The organism is Corallococcus sp. AB049A, from assembly GCF_003668885.1.
Taxonomy (GTDB): Bacteria; Myxococcota; Myxococcia; order Myxococcales; family Myxococcaceae; genus Corallococcus; species Corallococcus interemptor.
The window spans coordinates 1-16,452 of sequence record NZ_RAWL01000183.1; the positions used below are offsets into that span (position 1 = coordinate 1).

Here is a 16,452-nt window from a genome sequence, read left to right on the forward strand (position 1 = left end):
GGCGGTGCCTGGGGCGCGGTCGCGGGGCTGGGCGTGGAGTCGGTGTCCCCCACGATGGACCTGCGGGCGCGCCTGGAGGGCCGCCTTCAACGCGGAGGCTTCCGCCAGGGTGCCTTCGGCCCGGACCATGAGCTGGCCCGCTTCCAGGTGGCGGGCCCCACCGCGCAGCCGCTGGCGGACACCCCTTTCCGGCAGGGGTCTTCGGCCTATGGCGAGGTGATTCTCAGCTGGGATGCGGAGCGCCTGGGCATCCTGGCGCGGCGCCACTTCCGCCTCACGCTGGGCGTGGAGGCCTTCAACTGGGGCCGGGTGGACGTGGACGGGCGCCTGGAGGTCCAGCTCTTTCACCGCGACCTGACGGCGGCGGTGGGAGGGCTGGCCCTGGGCATGGGCCGGCCCGGCGCGCGCTACCTCGCGTCAGCCGAGGCCCGGTGGCGATTCCTCGGAGGGAAGCTGTACGCGCTGGGACAGGGAGGCACGCTGCTGTTCCCGACGGCGGAAGGGACGCTGCGGCCGGGTGCCTTCGCGGCCGTGGGCGTGGGGGTGGACAATGCACGCTGAGTCCCTGCCTCGAAGCGGCGTGGGGTTGCTGCTGACGGTGGCGTTGCTCAGCGCGGGCTGCGTCTCGTTGTCAGCGAAGACGGGTCAGGCAACCTCCCTGGCCTTCAGGCCCCTTTCCGCTTCCGCCGACGCGGCGAGCGCGGAGACGCCCCTCCACCATCGACGCACGCCCATTGCCGGGGAAGGCGATGAGCCCGGCGTGCCGAGCGAGAAAGCACTGCCCCGTGAAGCGGGGGTCACCTGTGGTGGCAAGGACGTGCCCGCGGGCTGGCCGCACCTGGACTCCAGCCGGGAGGTGCTGGAGCCCTTCCTGGCGTGCGGTTCACCCGCCGCGTTCGTGGCCATGCAGCGGGGGGTGGACATGCCCCGGCTGGTGGAGTCACTGGAGGACTGGGATGCCGTCCAGCTGGGAGCCCTGGGGCCACTGGATGCGGGGGCCTCGGAAGTCCTCGGCCGCAAGCGCGCGGCCTTCCTCGTCACGGCCAGTGAGAAGTACGGCCTCCCCTACGCCGAGGTGTTCGCCCTCTTCGTCCTCCACTCCTCCTTCGACGATGAGCTGCGCGGCGTGGTGCGGCTGCTGGCCCGCGACAAGCAGTTGGGGACAACGCTGGGGAGCATGGCCGCCGTCCGCGAGGAGCTGCAGCGGCGGGAGGTGGCGCTGGAGGGCTTCCCGGAGCGCGGTGAACACGCCGGTGACGTGCTGCGGGGGCTGGGGCGGGCTGGCCGGGACATGCTCTCCAGCACCCCGGTGAGTGACGGGGCCCGGTACGCGGACCTCCAGGCGAAGCGCGGGCAATTGCCACCGCCCTACCAGGAAGCGCTCGCCCAGGTGGAGCGGGCGCTGCTGGCGCGGCACTTCTCGCCGGGAAGCGTGGCGGCGGGAGGCTTCGACCACCTGACCTTCGGCATGCCGCTGGGCTTCTTCCATCTCGTGGCGGGGACGGGGCATGGCGCGTACTCGCTGACGCAGGGCCAGTACGAGCAGGCCACGCGCGAGCTGGCGCCCGCTGCGTTGATGGTGGCGCTGTATGCCGGTGGGAAGGGCGCACGGGCCTTCATGGAAGCGCGAGGGGCAGCGCCGCGGCTCCAGATGCCCGCGCTCGGCCTGGACGGGTTGAAGGCGCTGGTGGAGCGGCTGGAGGAGCAACTGGGCGTCAACGCCGCGCGCGACCTGCTCCGCTATCTCCAGGCAAGCCGGGAGGGCGCACGGGTCGCCGCGGAGTGGGGGGAGGCAGGAGTGCTGGCGCTGTACGAGGCGCGAGGCAACCCCGCGAAGGCCCAGGCGATGCTGGCGGAGGCCCATCGTGGGCCCTCACGGGTCGCGTCGACGAACGTCCTGTCGCAAGAGCCGGCCGCCGCGGAGGCGGCGAGGGCCAGGCTGCTCCAGGCGGAGCTGGAAGCCTCGGGCCCGCGCCTTCCCAGGGACGCGAAGCTGCTGAAGCAGCTAGCGCCCAAGCTGGAGGCGCCGCCGCCCGGAGTCGAGAAGGGCTCCGCGCGCTGGCGCGAGTACGTCGAGTACCGGGAGCGGCGTCTCCAGGAGATCCAGGAGGGCGCCGCCGTCGACGGACCGCTGAAATGGGAGGGCTACCATGAGATGCGCGCCCTCTACGCCCGGGGCCTGGCTTTCGAGCAGACCATGGTCTCCCTCCTGGAGCAGGATGCGGCCCTCCCTCGGGCACAGCGACGGTGGCTCAAGGACTTCGACCAGCCGCGCCTCGAAACGCACGTGGGCGTGGCGAAGGCGGATCTGCGCTTCGCGGACGTGCTCGTCATCGAGGAGCGTCCCCCTGCTGGCCAGCCGCCTCGGGTGGAGACGTTCAGCTTCAAGAGCCGAGACCTCTCACGCATGGAGTCACGAGCCCTGGAGACACAGATGACCACGGACGCCAGCAACGCCCTGAGATATTACGGCGAGACGCTGAACATCCGGCGTCCTGGGATGGAGATGGAAGTGCAGGTTCAGCGAGTCCGCTTGTTCTATGAGGGCGGAGAGCTCAAGCCTCGGGAAGCCAGGGTATTGAGCCCTGCCTTGAGTGGTACGCGTGATGCCGTTCAGGGAGTGGAGGTGCTGTTTCAATGAAGCGTCTGAACCTGTGGGAATCGAGAACAGAAGATGGCCTCGTTCTCTCTTTTGATGCCTCCTTCAACAGCACGGCCGCCATTGAAGATGAACTGAGGCCTTTCCTCGATGCATTGGAGACGCATGCGGGCGAGTGGATGCCCGAGGTCGTCGAGGGAAAACAGGGCCGTAGGTATTCCCGAGCCGCTGTCGGGAAGGCTTGCGAAGAAGCGCGTGGGGCGAGGACCGCGACGATTGGCCTCTATCGCGTGCAGCAGCCAGCGCTGGACATGACCCTCAGGCTGCGCTTCCCGCCGTCATCCCCAAAGCTGAGCGTCTCGATTTGCATTGATTCGCTTTCGTCGTTTGCGGCGAGTGCCCGGTGCACTCGGCTTGTGGAAATGGTGCGTGCGTGGGCCTTGCACTACCCTGTTTCATACGCAATGGCTCACGGCATGGCGGATGACCAGTTGTCCGGGGCTCCCCAGTTTGGTCGTGATGAGGAAACCACGCTGAGAGATGGGTTTGACCAGCTCTACGAAGTGTCCTGGCTGAACGTCTTCGGCCCGAAGCTGGTGGACTCAGTCGGGCGCGAGCGGATGCTGTCGACCCCGGCCCACCGGGTGGACGAACTGCCTGACGGCTCCGTCCTGCTGGTGCTGTGGCCCACCGCCGCGGACTTCGCCAGCGACGAAGCGCGCCTGGCCCAGGCCCGTGCGCATGTCCACCTGCGGCCCGACCTCGACTTCGACACCGTGCTGCGCACCCTGCGTGAGCGCAGCGCCACCCTCGCTCCAGTGGAGCCCCGCTTCCACCCGGACCTGGCACCGCTCCTCTCCCGCTTGCCGGAGGAGGTCGCCCTCGGCGAGCGGCAGCGGAAGATCGCCGAGCTCAATGCCTTCCGGCCCCCCGAGCCGGAAGAGTGGCTCCCGGCCGCCCTGTCCTCGGACGTGGAGAACCCGGCGCGGGTCCTCAGCCAGTACGGCGACCTCTCGGAAGGCCTCGTCGCCGCGCTGCACACCCAGGTGCCATCCATCCTCGACACGACGCCCGAGTCCCTCACGGACCTCGACTTCTACTTCTGGCGGGAGAACTTCCCGGAGCGCTACAAGCGGGACCTCATCGACACGCACACGGCCCCAGCCCTGGGAGCCTACCTGGGCGGAGTGCTGGTGAAACGCCTGGGGGGAACCTGGGTTCCGCGCCGGAAGCTGGAGGAGTCACAGGTCCGTGTCGGCCAGCGCGTCTGGCTGCCCTTCCTCCGTGCACGCCGCTGCATGGATTCCCGCCAATCACTGCTCACCCACTCACTGACGCAGTTCTTCCGCGAAGTGGAGCGACATCGGGACTGACAGCCGCCACGGTCCATGTGCGCCACAAGCACCGGCGTTCGTGCATGAACGAGCATGCCTGGATGCCTGGACACCTGGCGTGGGTTCTCTCGGGCCTGGACGCGGCTCCAATCGCCCGGTTAGGAACCGTCCACCGTCCGATGTCCCCCTCCCCCCTCAACACGTCCACCCCGCGTGCTCCGCGGGTCTGGCTGCTGGAAGACTCCCCGACGGAAGCGCTCGCCGCTCGCTCGGCGTTGGCTCCCATGTGCGACGTCACCGTGTTCTCCGACGGGGCGGTGCTGGTGGAGGCCTTGAGCATCCAGACGCCCCCGGACGTGTTCATCCTGGACCGGGAGACGCCGGGCCTCACCGGCCTGGAGGTCTGCGCCTTCGTCCGGGGCAACGCGGCCACGGCGATGCTCCCCGTGCTGCTGCTGACCTCCCACCAGCGCGCGGAGGACGTCATCGAGGGCCTGGGCGCGGGCGCCAATGACTACGTCTTCAAGCCGTTCCGTTCCTCCGAGCTGGCGGCCCGCGTGCTGGGGCTCGCACACTGGAGCTGGCGGCAGCGCGAGCAGGAGGCGCTGTCGAACGCGGCGCTCAACACGACCCGCCGGAGCCTGTCTGACGAGCAGGCCCGCCGCACCCTGGCGGAGAGCGCCCTCGCGGAGGTCCGCGCCGCGGAGTCGCGAGCCTGGAACAGCGATCAGCGCTTCCGGCTGGCCGCGCGTGCCACCCAGGACGCCATCTGGGAGTGGGACTCCCAGACGGACACCCTGGAATGGAGCAGCGGCGGCCGGGACCTGCTGGGGACACTGGAAAACCCTCGGGTGTCGCGCCAGGACTGGTGGCACGAGCGCATCCACCCGGACGACCTCGCGACCGTGCGGCGGAGCTTCCGGGACGCCATCGCCGGGGGCGAAAACCTGTGGCGCAGCAGCCACCGGTTCCTTGACGCACGGGGTACCTGGCGGGACGTGGAGGATCAGGCCCTCATCGTCCGCGACGGCGCGGGCGCGGTCGTCCAGGTGGTGGGTGCCCTGCGGGACGTGACCGCGCGAAAGCAGTTGGAGCGGGAGTCCCACCAGAACGCGGACTTCGAGCGGCAGCTCATTGGCATCGTGAGCCACGACCTGCGCACCCCCCTGTCCGCCGTCCTCCTGTCCGCGTCGCTGCTGGAGCGGACCTCCCTGGACGAAGCACAAGAGAAGCGCGTGCGCCGGATCCGCGCCTCCGCCGAGCGCGCCGTGCGGATGATCCGCGACCTGCTGGACTTCACCGTGGTGCGCCACGGCGGCCTCACCCTGCATCCCCAGGACGCGGACTTCCACGCCCTGGTGGACGCCGCCGTGGAAGAGGTGCGGTCCCAGGCCCCCGGACGCGTCCTGCTGCATTCATGGACAGGGGACGGCGCGGGAACGTGGGACGCGGACCGGCTGGCCCAGGTGGTGAGCAACCTGTTGGGCAACGCACTGGCCTACGGCGACCCGGCCGCTCCCATCCAGGTGGTCAGCCGGGGTGAAGCCGACGGCGTCGTGCTGGAAGTGCATAACGCCGGAGCCCCCATCCCCGAGGACCTGCTGCCGCGCCTCTTCGCCCCCCTGGAGCGGGGCACCCCGCACCGGGAGAACCGCGCGGACCGCAGCATCGGCCTGGGGCTCTTCATCGTGCGGCAGGTGGTGCAGGCCCACGGCGGCACCGTAAGCGTGACGAGCACGGCGGAGGCCGGCACCACCCTCACCGTGCGTCTGCCTCGACAGCCCCCCGCTTCGCCGCCAGCGAAACCGCCCGGGTGAACTGGTCGATGTCATAGGGCTTCAACAGCAACTCGATGACATCTGGCCCGGTGTACTCCTGCGCGCCCTCCCGGTTGGTGGTGGTGAGCACGAAGGGGATGCCCGCGGCGGCGGGGGTCGCGGCCAGCTTCTGGAACGCGTACCAGCTCAGGTCGAAGGGCACGCTGATGTCGTAGACGATGACCGCTGGCGTCGTCTCCCGCACCAGGGTGGCGAAGTCCAGGGGGCCGCGGAGGACGTCCTGGACGCGCACGCCCTTCGTCTGGAAGCCCGCCTCGTCCAGCACCTCTTCCAGTGCCTCGATGAGATCCTCGCTCCCGTTGAGCACCAGCACGGTGGGTCGTTTTCCCATGCGAAGGAAGTTGCATCCTCCGCATCCGGTGAAAAGCGTCCCAGGGTCCGCCACTGTGACTCACCCGACAGAGCGCCGGCCAGCCGGACGACCGCCTTTCAGGCGTGGCCCACCGGAACCACCGGAGGCCCCGCGAGGGGCAGCCGCACCTTGAAGGTGGCGCCCTGGCCCGGCGTGCTCGTCACCGCCACCTCGCCGCCGTGCGCCTCCACGATGCGATGCAGGCGGTACAGGCCCAACCCCAGCCCGCCGTAGTTGCGCGTGGGCACCGCCCGCTCGAAGCGGCGGAACAGGCCGTCCACCCGGTCCGGCGCGATGCCGATGCCGTGGTCGCGCACCACCAGCAAGGCCTCGTCCCCGTCCGCCCGGACCTCCAGCTCCACGGGCTTGCCCGGACCGAACTTCACCGCGTTCACCAGCAGGTGCGTCACCACCTGCCCCAGCCGCAGCGCGTCCCAGCGGCCCACCGCGGACGCCACTTCCCGCACCACCAGCAGGCACCCCGCGCGCGCCGCCATCTCCTCCGAGCGCACCACCACGTCCCGCACCACCTGCCCCAGGTCCACGTCCTCCAGGTTCAGCCGGGGCGCGTGGCCCTGCATCTGCGACACGTCCAGCAGCCCCTCCACCAGGTCCGCCAGCCGCTGCACCTGCCGGTCCGCCGCCACCAGCGCGCGCTCCAGCCGCTCCGGCGCCACCGGGTGCTCGTGCTTCAGCGCCGCCGCCGAGCCCTGCACGCGCAGCCGCAGCGCGGCCAGGGGCGTGCGCAACTCATGCGCGGCCACCGCCAGGAACTCGTCCCGCACGCGCACCGCCTCACGCGCCTCGCGGTACAGCCGCAGCTGCTCCGTCACGTCGCCAATGATGCCCGCCATGCGCACCGGCCGGCCCTGCGCGTCGCGGAGGGCCCGGCCCCGGCTCACGCACGAGCGGTAGCCCCCGGCCTCGTGCTTCAGCCGGAACGACACGTCGTAGGGCGTGCCCTGCTCCAGGTGCCGCGCCAGCGCGGACGCCACCTCGTCCCGGTCCTCCGGGTGCACCCGCGCGAGGAACGCCTCGGACGTCCCCGGGAAGTCCTCCGGCTTGAGCCCCAGCATCTCCAGCAGGCGCGGGCTCCAGTACATGCGCTGGTTGCGCACGTCCCAATCCCACACACCGTCATAGGACCCGGCCACCACCAGCCGGTAGCGCTCCTCGCTCTCGCGCGCGGTGCGCTCGGCCTGCTCCAGCAGGCCCACCCGCCGCTCCAGCTGGCGGACCATCGAATACAGGTGCGTCTCCGTGGACAGCTCGCCGGGCACGGGGGCGGGCAGCGGGCCCTCCGCGCGCGCCTCACGCAAGAGCGTGGCCACCAGCTCGTCGTCCCCCTGCGTGCGCCGCACGAAGCCGTTGGCCCCCACGTTGGCCGCCATGCGCAGGTCCAGTTCGTCCGGCGCGGTGGCGTGCGTGAGGATGACCGGCAGGCGCGCGAGCTTCGGATCCTGGCGCAGGGCCAGGCACAGCCGGAAGCCGTCCAGGCGGGGCATCAGCACGTCCGCCAGCACGATGTCCGGCGGGTGCCGCCGCGCCAGCTCCAGCGCGGCCAGGCCGTCCTCCGCCTCCATCAGCTCGAAGCGGAAGGGGGCCAGCGCCAGCTGCAGGAGCTTGCGGTAGACCGGGTCATCCTCCGCCACCAGCACCCGCAACACGGTCCGGCGGCCCTCCGCCTCCCGTGCCTCCGCGGGCAGGGCCTGACGCACCGCCTCCACCCGCGCGCCCAGCGACAGGCCCGGCGACAGGAAGCCCGTCACCGGCACCCCCAGCCTCCGCAGGGCGTCCTGCTCGGCCGCGGGGGCCTCCACCCAGAGCCGGGCCCCGGACGTGGCCAGCGCCCCGCGCAGCGCGTCCACCAGCCCCGCCGCCGAGCTCAGCAGCGGCCCCGCCGCCAGCACCAGGTGCACCGGCGGGGACTCGCGCAGCGCGTGCGACAGCGCCTCCACCCCCGCCGCCAGCAGCACCCGCCAGCCCTGGCTCTGGAACGCCAGGGACAGGAGCTCCCGGTGCGGGCCCGGGGCTTCGACGAGCAGCAGGGAGGGCTTCATCAGGGAGGAGGGAGAAACGGAAGGACGGGCGCGGACGACAGGTCGTTCTGGAAGGCGGGACCCCAACGGCCCGCGCGACCAGGGTGTGCAAAGGGCGCAGTCTGGTGACAGGGGCCTTTGAGTCAAGGCAACCCTTTGGAAGTGTTGGAAGTTGGAAGGCCTCGGAGCAGGGGAACGCGCCGCTGGCCTGCCGCGTCACTGGTACAACCGGGCTACAGGTACACTTCGTTTGCAGCGGCGTGGGGACGTGGCGGCGGCGGTGTGTTATTCGACCGCGCATGGGTGCAAAGAGAGTCGCGGCGCAGGAGAAGCTGACCGGGTTCCAGGACCGGATTCGCGCCGCGGGGTTGCGCAGCACCGCTCCCCGCGTGGCCGTGCTGCGCAAGCTGGAGACCGCCACCGCCCCCATGAGCCACGCGGACCTGGTGGAGGAGCTGGGGGGCGAGGGCTACGACCGCGTCACCATCTACCGCAACCTCACCGACCTCACCGAGGCCGGCCTCGTCGTGCGCGCCGACCTGGGCGACCACGTCTGGCGCTTCGAGCTCAAGCGCGCCGGCGCCACCGAGCACGCCAACAACCACCCCCACTTCACCTGCACCGACTGCGGCACCGTGTCCTGCCTGCCGGAGGAGTCCGTGCGCCTCACCACCGCCCGGGGCGTCCCCCGCGCCGTGACCCAGCGCGCCGTGGAGATCCAGCTGCGCGGCCTCTGCGACCGCTGCGAGTAGCCCCCGCCAGGACGTAGGGCAGCCCGTCAGGCGAGCCCATGGCGTGGATGTGCTCACTGGTAGGCATACGCCTACATCCCAGCTTCCGCTCTCTCATTCCCGGGTACAGATTCGTGCTGGCGAAGGCGGGGACCCGCCGTTCCGGCTCGGGGAACGGCGCGGGTGCCCCAGGGTTCGCAGGGGGATTGGGATGGAAGCCCATCACACGTTGCTGGTCGTCGACGACGACATGGACATCCGGGATGCACTCCAGGACGCGCTGGAGCTGGAGGGCTACGCCGTACAGCTGGCGGCGGACGGGCTGGAGGCGCTGGAGCGGCTGCGCTCGTCGGAGCCCCGGCCCCAGCTCATCCTCCTGGACCTGATGATGCCGCGCATGGACGGCATCGCGTTCCGCGAGGCGCTGCGCCACGAGCGCGCGTGCTCGGACATCCCGGTGGTCGTGGCCAGCGCGGACCTGGACGTGCGCGACACGGTGGATGGCATGGGCGTGGCGGGCTACCTGCGCAAGCCGCTGGATTTGTCCGCGCTGCTGTCCACCGTGAAGCAGCTGTGCCTGCCGGTCTGAACGCCTGCCTGCCCCACCTGCGGTGGGGCGGCGTGGGTGCGAGGGTCCGGTTGGCGCCGGAGCCAGGCCGCCCCACCCTTGAGCACAGACGCGAAACCCATACACGAAAGGGAGCGGGACCATGAAGAAGCTCATCGTCGCGGCAGTGATGTGCCTGGGGACGGCTGCCTTCGCGCAGGACGCCACCGGCACGCCGCAGAACCCGTCGAAGGAAGCGCCCAGCGCGCGGCAGATTGACGGCCCGTCCACGGGCATCGAGGCCCAGGAGGTGGGCCCCGCCATCGGTGACACCGCCAAGAAGGTCGTGGGCAAGGACACCTCCAAGGAGGCCGCGGGGAAGACGGGCGTGTGGACGGGGAAGCACGCCTTCGACCTGGAAGGCACCGTGAAGGCCAAGGAAGGCGACGACATCACCCTGGCGCGCAAGGACACGCTGCCGGAGGTGAAGCTGGACGTGCGCGACCAGACGAAGGTGACCCTGGACGGCAAGGCCGTGAAGGCGAGCGAGCTGCCCGAGGGCGCCACCGTGCGCGCGAAGTTCCAGCTGGAGGGGGATGACCCCATCGCGCTGGAGCTGAAGGCCACCTCGCCCAAGGCCAAGAAGTAGTCCGACCGCCGGACAGGTTTTCTTCGCCGGGCCCGCTTCCACCACTGGAAGCGGGCCCGGTTTTTTTTGCGCCCTTTCAGGGTCGCCTGCTGCCCTGGGTGGGAAGGAAATTGCCCTGTCTCCAGGGAATGGCGCACGGGAAGCCTGCTCTCCGGGGCGGGTACGCCGCTTGCTTAGGTGGCGCGTACGCGTAGGGAGACCATGGTGAATCGACGACTGCTGGGGCTGGGCGTGTGTGCGGGAGCGGTGATGCTGTCGGCGTGGGGTTGCGGCGGGTCGGATTCGCCGACGACTCCCATGGATGACACGGACACCATCAATCCAAGGCCAGGGGTGGATGCGGGGACGGGCGGTGACACCGACGCCGGGACGGATGCGGGCACGGATGCCGGCACGGGCGGCGAGGTGGATGCCGGCACCGACGCGGGCACCGGTGGCGAGACGGACGCGGGCACGGATGCCGGCACCGACGGCGGCACGGACGCGGGCACCGTGGTGGATCCATGGCCGGCGGATCCGGTGACGAACTACTCGGACCGCTATGGCATCGGCAAGGTGAGGTCCGTTGGCATGGACCTGGGCAAGAACATCTGGCTGCTGGACGGCGACCGCATTGGCGTCTTGCGCGCGGACACGAAGAAGGTGGTCTGGGTGTCGGGCCCCGTGGGCCAGGCGGCCACGGGCCAGTCCTCCACCGTCATCTGCGGCGGTGAAGCAGGCCGCGCGTACGTGGGCTACGACGCGGAAGACCTCAAGCAGGACCCGGAGTGGCCGAACATCCACACCAACTTCATCGTCACCAACAAGCCGTGCGAAGTCCCGGTGAACGAGACCACCTGCTTCCCCTTCAGCCCGCGCCGGCTCAACTTCTACAAGCAGGGCGACGTGGACGCGGTGAAGCTGGACGCCAGCGGCCAGGTCGCCTTTGAGAGCCACATCAACCAGTCCCGGCGCGCCAACAAGGACGCGAACGGCAACCCCTTCATCCAGACGGGCCCCAGCGTGGTGGACGGCGTCAGCCTGGGCATCCGCAACAGCAACGACCACCACTTCGACGAAGACCGCGCCATGCTCAGCTGCGCGTCCGTGCTGCACGGCCCGAACAAGGGCGACGTCTTCTTCGGCACCAACCACGGCGTCGTGCGCCTGCGCGGCCTGACGTACAACGCCCACCGGCACCCGGTGTGGTTCGACGCGGACGGCTCGCAGTACGCTGGCTACACCTACGGCCTGGGCATCGCGCCCAACGGGGACGTGCTCATCGCGAACGAGTGGAACTTCGGCACCGTCACGCCCGACACGAAGCTGGAGACCTGGGACGACACCACCACGCCGGGCATCAACCAGCAGAAGGTGAAGTCCTCCTACCTGCAGGACCTCAACTCGCAGGAGGCGTTCGACTACTGGCGCGCCTTCCAGCAGACGACGGACGGGGCCTACTACCTGGGCAGCAGCAGGTACGGTTTGTGGGAGATGACTCCTGGCTCCGCCGGCAGTCCCTCCCAGCGGGGCACGCGCATCGGTGAGGGCGTGCTCGACAGCAGCATCAGCTCGCTGGCCGCCACCAACGACGGCTCGCTCTTCATCGGCACGCCCCAGGGTCTCTACCGGCTGACCCCGGCCAAGTCGCTGGAGAAGGTGACGAGCGTGCGCGGCGGCATCGGTCAGCTCGTGTACGACGGCTCCGGCACCTCCGGCATGCTGCTGGTCCACTCCAGCGCGGGCCTCATCGTCCTGCGAGGCTACTAGGCGGCGGACTCCCACCCTGACGCCGGGGCGGTGCGCATGTCGCACCCGGCGTCACCGGCGGGAAGGGCGCGGAAATGTTCTGGAAAGAGGCCCGGTTCTGCTTCCGCCCTCCTGCCTTCGTGCAAGGGGGCAGGCGGGCCGGGCCCCCGGGCTTCACGGCCCTCCGGACCGTTCACTACAATCTCCCCCTGCCCCGCCGGAGGAATCCGAACGCATGCGCCTGAGACTCGCCCGCCGCCGTCACGCCGCTGGTGCCGCCTCCACCCTCGCCGTCGCTGAAGTGGTGGAGCCCCACGGACGCAACGAGCTCCAGGCGCGAGGCCCCGACCCCTTCCGGCCGGACCGGCGCCTGCGCTGGCGGGACCACTTCGTCCTCACCGAGCACCTGCTCCAGCTGGACAGCATCCACCCGGAGCATGACGGCCTGCGCATCGCGCAGCTGTCGGACGTGCACGTGGGGCAGGCGACCAGCGACGTGCGCATCCGCCGCGCGGTGGCCGCGGTGAACGAGGCCTCGCCGGACCTGGTGTTCCTCACCGGCGACTACGTCACGCACAGCCCCAAGCCGCTGCCGCGCGTGCGCCAGCTGCTCCAGGGCCTCAACGGCCCCGTCTTCGTCGTCCTGGGCAACCACGACCACTGGGTGGACGCGGCCTACCTGCGCGCGGGCTTCGAGGACCTGGGCTACACGGTGCTCCAGAACGAGCACCGCGTGGTGCACGTGAAGGGCGCGCCGGTGACGGTGCTGGGCATCGACGACGGGCTCACCGGCATGGAGGACGTGGAGGCCACCTTCCGGGGCGCGCCCACGTCCGGCACGCGCCTGGTGCTGGCCCACACGCCGCCCACCGCGGAGAAGCTGCCCGCGCACGCGGGGCTGGTGCAGTTCTCCGGGCACACCCACGGCGGGCAGTTCATCGTCCGGGGCCTCACGGAGGCGCTCTTCCGCCGCGCGGGCCAGCCGTACATCCGCGGCCACTACCGGGTGAATGGCAACCACCTGTACGTGAACCAGGGCCTGGGCTTCGGCTTCGGCGGGCCGTACCTGCGCCGCGGCAGCACGCCGGAGGTCGCCTTCTTCACCCTGCGCACGCAGCAGGCCGCCTACGTCGGGGCGACCTGATCCACGCGAGCAGGACGGCGCGCCCAGCTTCAGCGAAGGGGCGCGCCCAGCTTCATCCCGCCCAGGCCCGCCTCGCGCTTCTTGCGCGACAGGCTGAAGGGGCCGGGCCCGAAGTAGACGATGAGCAGGGCCCCCCCCGCCATGGAGAGGTTCTTCATGAAGTGGATGAGGTTGTTCTGCGCCTGCACCGGGTCATCCATCTTCCAGAAGTGGTGGACCATGAAGGCGGACGCCACCAGGAACACGGCGAGCATGGCCGCGCCCAGGCGGGCGAAGGCGCCCAGGAGGACGCACAGGCCTCCCACCACCAGCACGCCGCCGGACACCAGCACCGCCGTCCTCGGGTCGGGCACGCCTGACGCCTGGGCGTAGGCCGTGAGGGCCTGGAGCTGGATGAAGTGATTGAGCCCGCTGGTAATGAAGATGACCGAGAACAGCAGCCGTCCCAGCGGTGCGAGCAGCCCCATGAATGACCTCCATGCCTCCGGCGTGTCCTCCCTCAACGCGGACGGGTCGGTGTCATTCTCCAGATAGGCACGGATGGGCGGGCGGACAGCCAGCCCCCGCTCCCCCGCCCGCCTTCCGGGCCAGTGGACAGCCGGTCCGTTCCCCGGGTGACGCACCGGCGGCCTGCGACAACTCGCCACAGTGCGCGGAGCAGGGGGGACGCTAGGGTGCCCACGCCTTGAAGCCCCTCCCCCTGGCCCTCCTGAGCGCCGCCGCGCTCCTCCTCGTGCCCGCCTCTCCGGCGTGGGCCTGCGCGAGCTGCGCGTGCGGGGACCCCACCCTCACGTCCATGGGCGGCGAGCAGCCCTTCGAAGGGCGCCTGCGGCTGTCCACGATGATGCGCGCGTGGGGGCACACGGAAGGCGTGACGGGCGTGGACGCGCAGCGGCTGCGCGAGCTGCGCATGGACGTGGCGGTGGCGTACGCGCCCAGGCCCTGGCTGGTGCTCGCGGTGAACCTGCCGCTCCAGGCGCGCGAGGTCCAGGACGTGAGCCTGGGGCTGGAGCGCGGCTGGGGGCTGGGCGACATCGACGTGAGCGCGAAGGCGTTCGTGTGGAAGGACAAGGAGTTCTCCCCGGACCAGCTGATCAGCGTGGTGGGCGGGGTGAAGCTGCCCACGGGCCCCCGGCTGCACGCGCGGGACGGCACGACGCTGGGCATCGACGCGCAGCCCGGCAGCGGCTCGGTGGATCCGATGGCGGGGCTGGCGTGGCAGGGCTTCAAGGGCAACTGGTCGTTCCTCGCGAGCGCCCTGGGCTTCCTGCCCTCGCGCGGGCGTGACGACTACCGGCTGGGCGCGTCGGTGCGCACGCAGGTGGCGGCGCAATACCAGCCGTCGCCCACGTGGGCGGTGCGGCTGGGCGTGGACACCCGGGTGGAGAAGGCACCGGACACGAACGGCACGCCAGAGGAGTCCGGTGGAGGCTTCATCGGATACGTGTCGCCGGACGTGCTCTTCAGCCCGGGCATGGACGTGGTGGTGCAGGCCGGGGTGCGCATCCCCGTCGTCAACCAACTGCGCCGGGTGTCGTCCACGCCCATCGCGGTGCTCTCGCTCGCGTACGACCTGTGATGATCCGCACCTCATGTCTGGGATTGGCGCTGTTGGCCCTGAGCGCGTGTGGCGAGCGCGTGGACGGGATGACCGTCACGCTGGGCCTGGAGCACCGGGCCACCGCGCAGGGCGTGCAGGCGGCGGGAGGCGAGCGTTCGTTCACGAGGGCCGATGGACAGGTCCTCACGCTGACGCGCGGCTACGTGGCGCTGGGCAGCGTGGAGCTGAAGCCGTGCGAGGAGGCGCTGGGGTGGCGGCTGTTGAAGGCGCTGTCGCCCATCGGGACGGCGCACGCGCACTCCGTGGGGTCGCCGTTGAAGCTGGGCACGCCGCACGTCAGCGGGCTGGAGCGGCCGGACGGGAGCGTGCTGACGCTGGGCACGGTGCGTCCGCCACCGGGGCGCTACTGCCGCGCGAGGCTCACCTTCGAGCCCGCGGACACGGACGCGGAGGGACTGTCGGACGTGGCCAGTGGCGTGGACATGCTGGAGCGCACGCTGTGGCTGGAGGGCACGCGGGTGCCGGCGGGTGGCGGTGAGCCCCAGCCCTTCCGGCTGGTGACGTCCAACATCGCCACGGTGGACGTGGTGCTGGACGGGCTGACGCTGTCCGAGGACGAGCCGTCAGCCGAGCGCACCTTCGTGCTCGCCTGGGATACCTGGCTGGCCGCGGTGGACCTGGAGTCGCCGGGGGCCGCGGCCTCCGCGCTGGACACGGTGGCCCGCTCCGTGGCGATGTCCTCCGCCACGCCATGACGTCCTCGCCGCCGCCCTCCTCCTCCGAACCGTCGCTCCGGGCCCGCATCAACCTGGTGTGGCTCTTGAGGCTGCGCTGGGGCGTGCTGGTGGGGCAGGCGGTGCTGGTGGCGGTGGCGGCGTGGGGCCTGAAGCTGGTGTTGCCGGTGCCCGCGCTGGTGGCGCTCTTGGGCATCGAGGCGCTGACGAACGCGGCGGTGCGCGCGGGGCTCGCGAGGGCGCGTCCGGTGGCGGAGGCGGCCATCTTCGGGCTGATGCTCTGGGACACGCTGGTGCTGACGGGGCTGCTGGCCCTGAGTGGCGGCACGCACAACCCCTTCACCGCGTTGTACCTGGTGAACGTGGCGCTGGGCACGGTGCTGCTGCCGCCGCGCCGCACGTGGGCGATGTTGGGTTTCACGCTGGTGGCCTTCGGGTCGCTGTTCGTGTTGCAGGACGTGACGCTGCCGGGACTGGAGCGGCCGGACCACGCGGAGCTGATGCGGCTGCACCTGAGCGGCATGTGGGTGGCGTTCGCGGTAGCGGCGGGCTTCATCGTGTATTTCATCCAGCGCGTGACCCGGGCGCTGGCAAGGCGTGAGCAGGAATTGGAGCAGGCGAGGGCCCGGCACGCGCGTCAGGAGAAGGTGGCCTCGCTGGCGACGCTGGCGGCGGGAGCGGCGCACGAGTTGTCCACGCCGCTGTCCACCATCGCGGTGGTGGCGAAGGAGCTGGAGCGGGCGCTCGCGGCGTCGCAGACGTCCGAGTCCGTGAGAGAGGACTTGAGGCTCATCCGCCAGCAGGTGGACCGCTGCCGGGACGTGCTGGTGCAGATGTCCGCGGACGCGGGTCAGACGACGGGAGAGCCCTTCCAGCCCATCCCGCTGGAGCGGCTGGTGGAGGAGACGCTGTCGGAGCTGTCCGGCCGGGAGCGGGTGCGGGTGGACGTGCCGGAAGCCATGAAGAAGCACCCGGTCCACGGACCGCCGCGAGCCCTGGCGCGGGTGCTGCGAGGCCTGGTGAAGAACGCGCTCCAGGCGACGCCCGTGGGACGGGGCGTGGAGCTGAGAGTCGTGCCGGAGGGGACGGGAGCAAGGCTGGAGGTGCGCGACGAAGGCCAGGGCATGCCGGAGGCGGTGCTGGCACGCGCGGGCGAGCCGTTCTTCACGACGAAGGCGCCGGGGGAGGGCATGGGG

Annotated in this window: 14 protein-coding genes and 1 pseudogene; 12 read left to right on the forward strand and 3 right to left on the reverse strand. The window is 70.9% G+C overall.

Annotated elements, in window-relative coordinates; translation table 11 throughout:
* The 4 genes and pseudogenes from D7X55_RS20220 to D7X55_RS20235 all read left to right on the forward strand — a co-directional run.
* Window positions 1-561, forward strand: a pseudogene (locus tag D7X55_RS20220) (hypothetical protein); the annotation flags it as partial.
* The gene (locus tag D7X55_RS20225; RefSeq protein ID WP_121723921.1) at window positions 551-2,641 is read left to right on the forward strand and encodes a hypothetical protein; all 2,091 of its coding nucleotides are present in this window, start codon (window positions 551-553) and stop codon (window positions 2,639-2,641) included. The pseudogene D7X55_RS20220 and the gene D7X55_RS20225, both read left to right, overlap by 11 nt.
* On the forward strand, window positions 2,638-3,972 hold the full coding sequence (locus tag D7X55_RS20230; RefSeq protein ID WP_121723922.1) for a hypothetical protein: 1,335 nt from the start codon (window positions 2,638-2,640) through the stop codon (window positions 3,970-3,972). The genes D7X55_RS20225 and D7X55_RS20230 overlap by 4 nt, the downstream gene beginning before the upstream one ends.
* A gap of 140 nt (window positions 3,973-4,112) precedes the next feature.
* The gene (locus tag D7X55_RS20235; protein ID WP_121723923.1) at window positions 4,113-5,750 is read left to right on the forward strand and encodes an ATP-binding protein; all 1,638 of its coding nucleotides are present in this window, start codon (window positions 4,113-4,115) and stop codon (window positions 5,748-5,750) included.
* Here D7X55_RS20235 and D7X55_RS20240 read toward each other — a convergent pair.
* Together D7X55_RS20240 and D7X55_RS20245 are read right to left on the reverse strand one after the other, a co-directional pair.
* Complete coding sequence (locus D7X55_RS20240; protein ID WP_147442772.1) at window positions 5,692-6,102, reverse strand: hypothetical protein; 411 nt, start codon at window positions 6,100-6,102, stop codon at window positions 5,692-5,694. The two genes, D7X55_RS20235 and D7X55_RS20240, sit on opposite strands and share 59 nt — an antisense overlap.
* A gap of 98 nt (window positions 6,103-6,200) precedes the next feature.
* The gene (locus D7X55_RS20245) at window positions 6,201-8,183 is read right to left on the reverse strand and encodes an ATP-binding protein (RefSeq protein ID WP_199747017.1); all 1,983 of its coding nucleotides are present in this window, start codon (window positions 8,181-8,183) and stop codon (window positions 6,201-6,203) included.
* A 278-nt stretch (window positions 8,184-8,461) separates the two neighbouring features.
* Between D7X55_RS20245 and D7X55_RS20250 the strand changes: the two genes are divergently transcribed.
* From D7X55_RS20250 to D7X55_RS20270, 5 genes are all read left to right on the forward strand, one after another.
* Window positions 8,462-8,914 (forward strand): Fur family transcriptional regulator, encoded by a 453-nt coding sequence (locus D7X55_RS20250; RefSeq protein ID WP_120549072.1) that lies wholly within the window; start codon window positions 8,462-8,464, stop codon window positions 8,912-8,914.
* Window positions 8,915-9,104: 190 nt separating this feature from the next.
* Entirely contained in the window at window positions 9,105-9,482 is a 378-nt protein-coding gene (locus D7X55_RS20255; RefSeq protein WP_120549071.1) for a response regulator transcription factor, read from the forward strand.
* Between the two features lie 121 nt (window positions 9,483-9,603).
* A complete protein-coding gene (locus D7X55_RS20260) occupies window positions 9,604-10,089 on the forward strand; it encodes a hypothetical protein (protein ID WP_121723924.1) in 486 nt (161 codons plus the stop codon).
* A gap of 201 nt (window positions 10,090-10,290) precedes the next feature.
* The gene (locus tag D7X55_RS20265; RefSeq protein WP_121723925.1) at window positions 10,291-11,838 is read left to right on the forward strand and encodes a hypothetical protein; all 1,548 of its coding nucleotides are present in this window, start codon (window positions 10,291-10,293) and stop codon (window positions 11,836-11,838) included.
* A gap of 214 nt (window positions 11,839-12,052) precedes the next feature.
* Window positions 12,053-12,961, forward strand: coding sequence for a metallophosphoesterase (locus tag D7X55_RS20270; protein WP_121723926.1), 909 nt, complete (start codon window positions 12,053-12,055; stop codon window positions 12,959-12,961).
* A 29-nt stretch (window positions 12,962-12,990) separates the two neighbouring features.
* Here D7X55_RS20270 and D7X55_RS20275 read toward each other — a convergent pair whose 3' ends face one another.
* Entirely contained in the window at window positions 12,991-13,428 is a 438-nt protein-coding gene (locus tag D7X55_RS20275) for a DoxX family protein (protein WP_120549067.1), read from the reverse strand.
* A gap of 218 nt (window positions 13,429-13,646) precedes the next feature.
* On the opposite strand from D7X55_RS20275, the gene D7X55_RS20280 reads away from it, so the two are divergent.
* The 3 genes from D7X55_RS20280 to D7X55_RS20290 form a co-directional block, all read left to right on the forward strand.
* Window positions 13,647-14,540: a transporter gene (locus tag D7X55_RS20280; protein WP_199747018.1), complete on the forward strand. Its 894-nt coding sequence runs from the start codon at window positions 13,647-13,649 to the stop codon at window positions 14,538-14,540.
* On the forward strand, window positions 14,540-15,277 hold the full coding sequence (locus tag D7X55_RS20285; RefSeq protein ID WP_147470152.1) for a hypothetical protein: 738 nt from the start codon (window positions 14,540-14,542) through the stop codon (window positions 15,275-15,277). Before D7X55_RS20280 ends, D7X55_RS20285 begins: the two co-directional genes overlap by 1 nt.
* A partial coding sequence (locus D7X55_RS20290) for an ATP-binding protein (RefSeq protein ID WP_147470153.1) occupies window positions 15,274-16,452 on the forward strand: 1,179 nt, incomplete at its 3' end. The genes D7X55_RS20285 and D7X55_RS20290, both read left to right, overlap by 4 nt.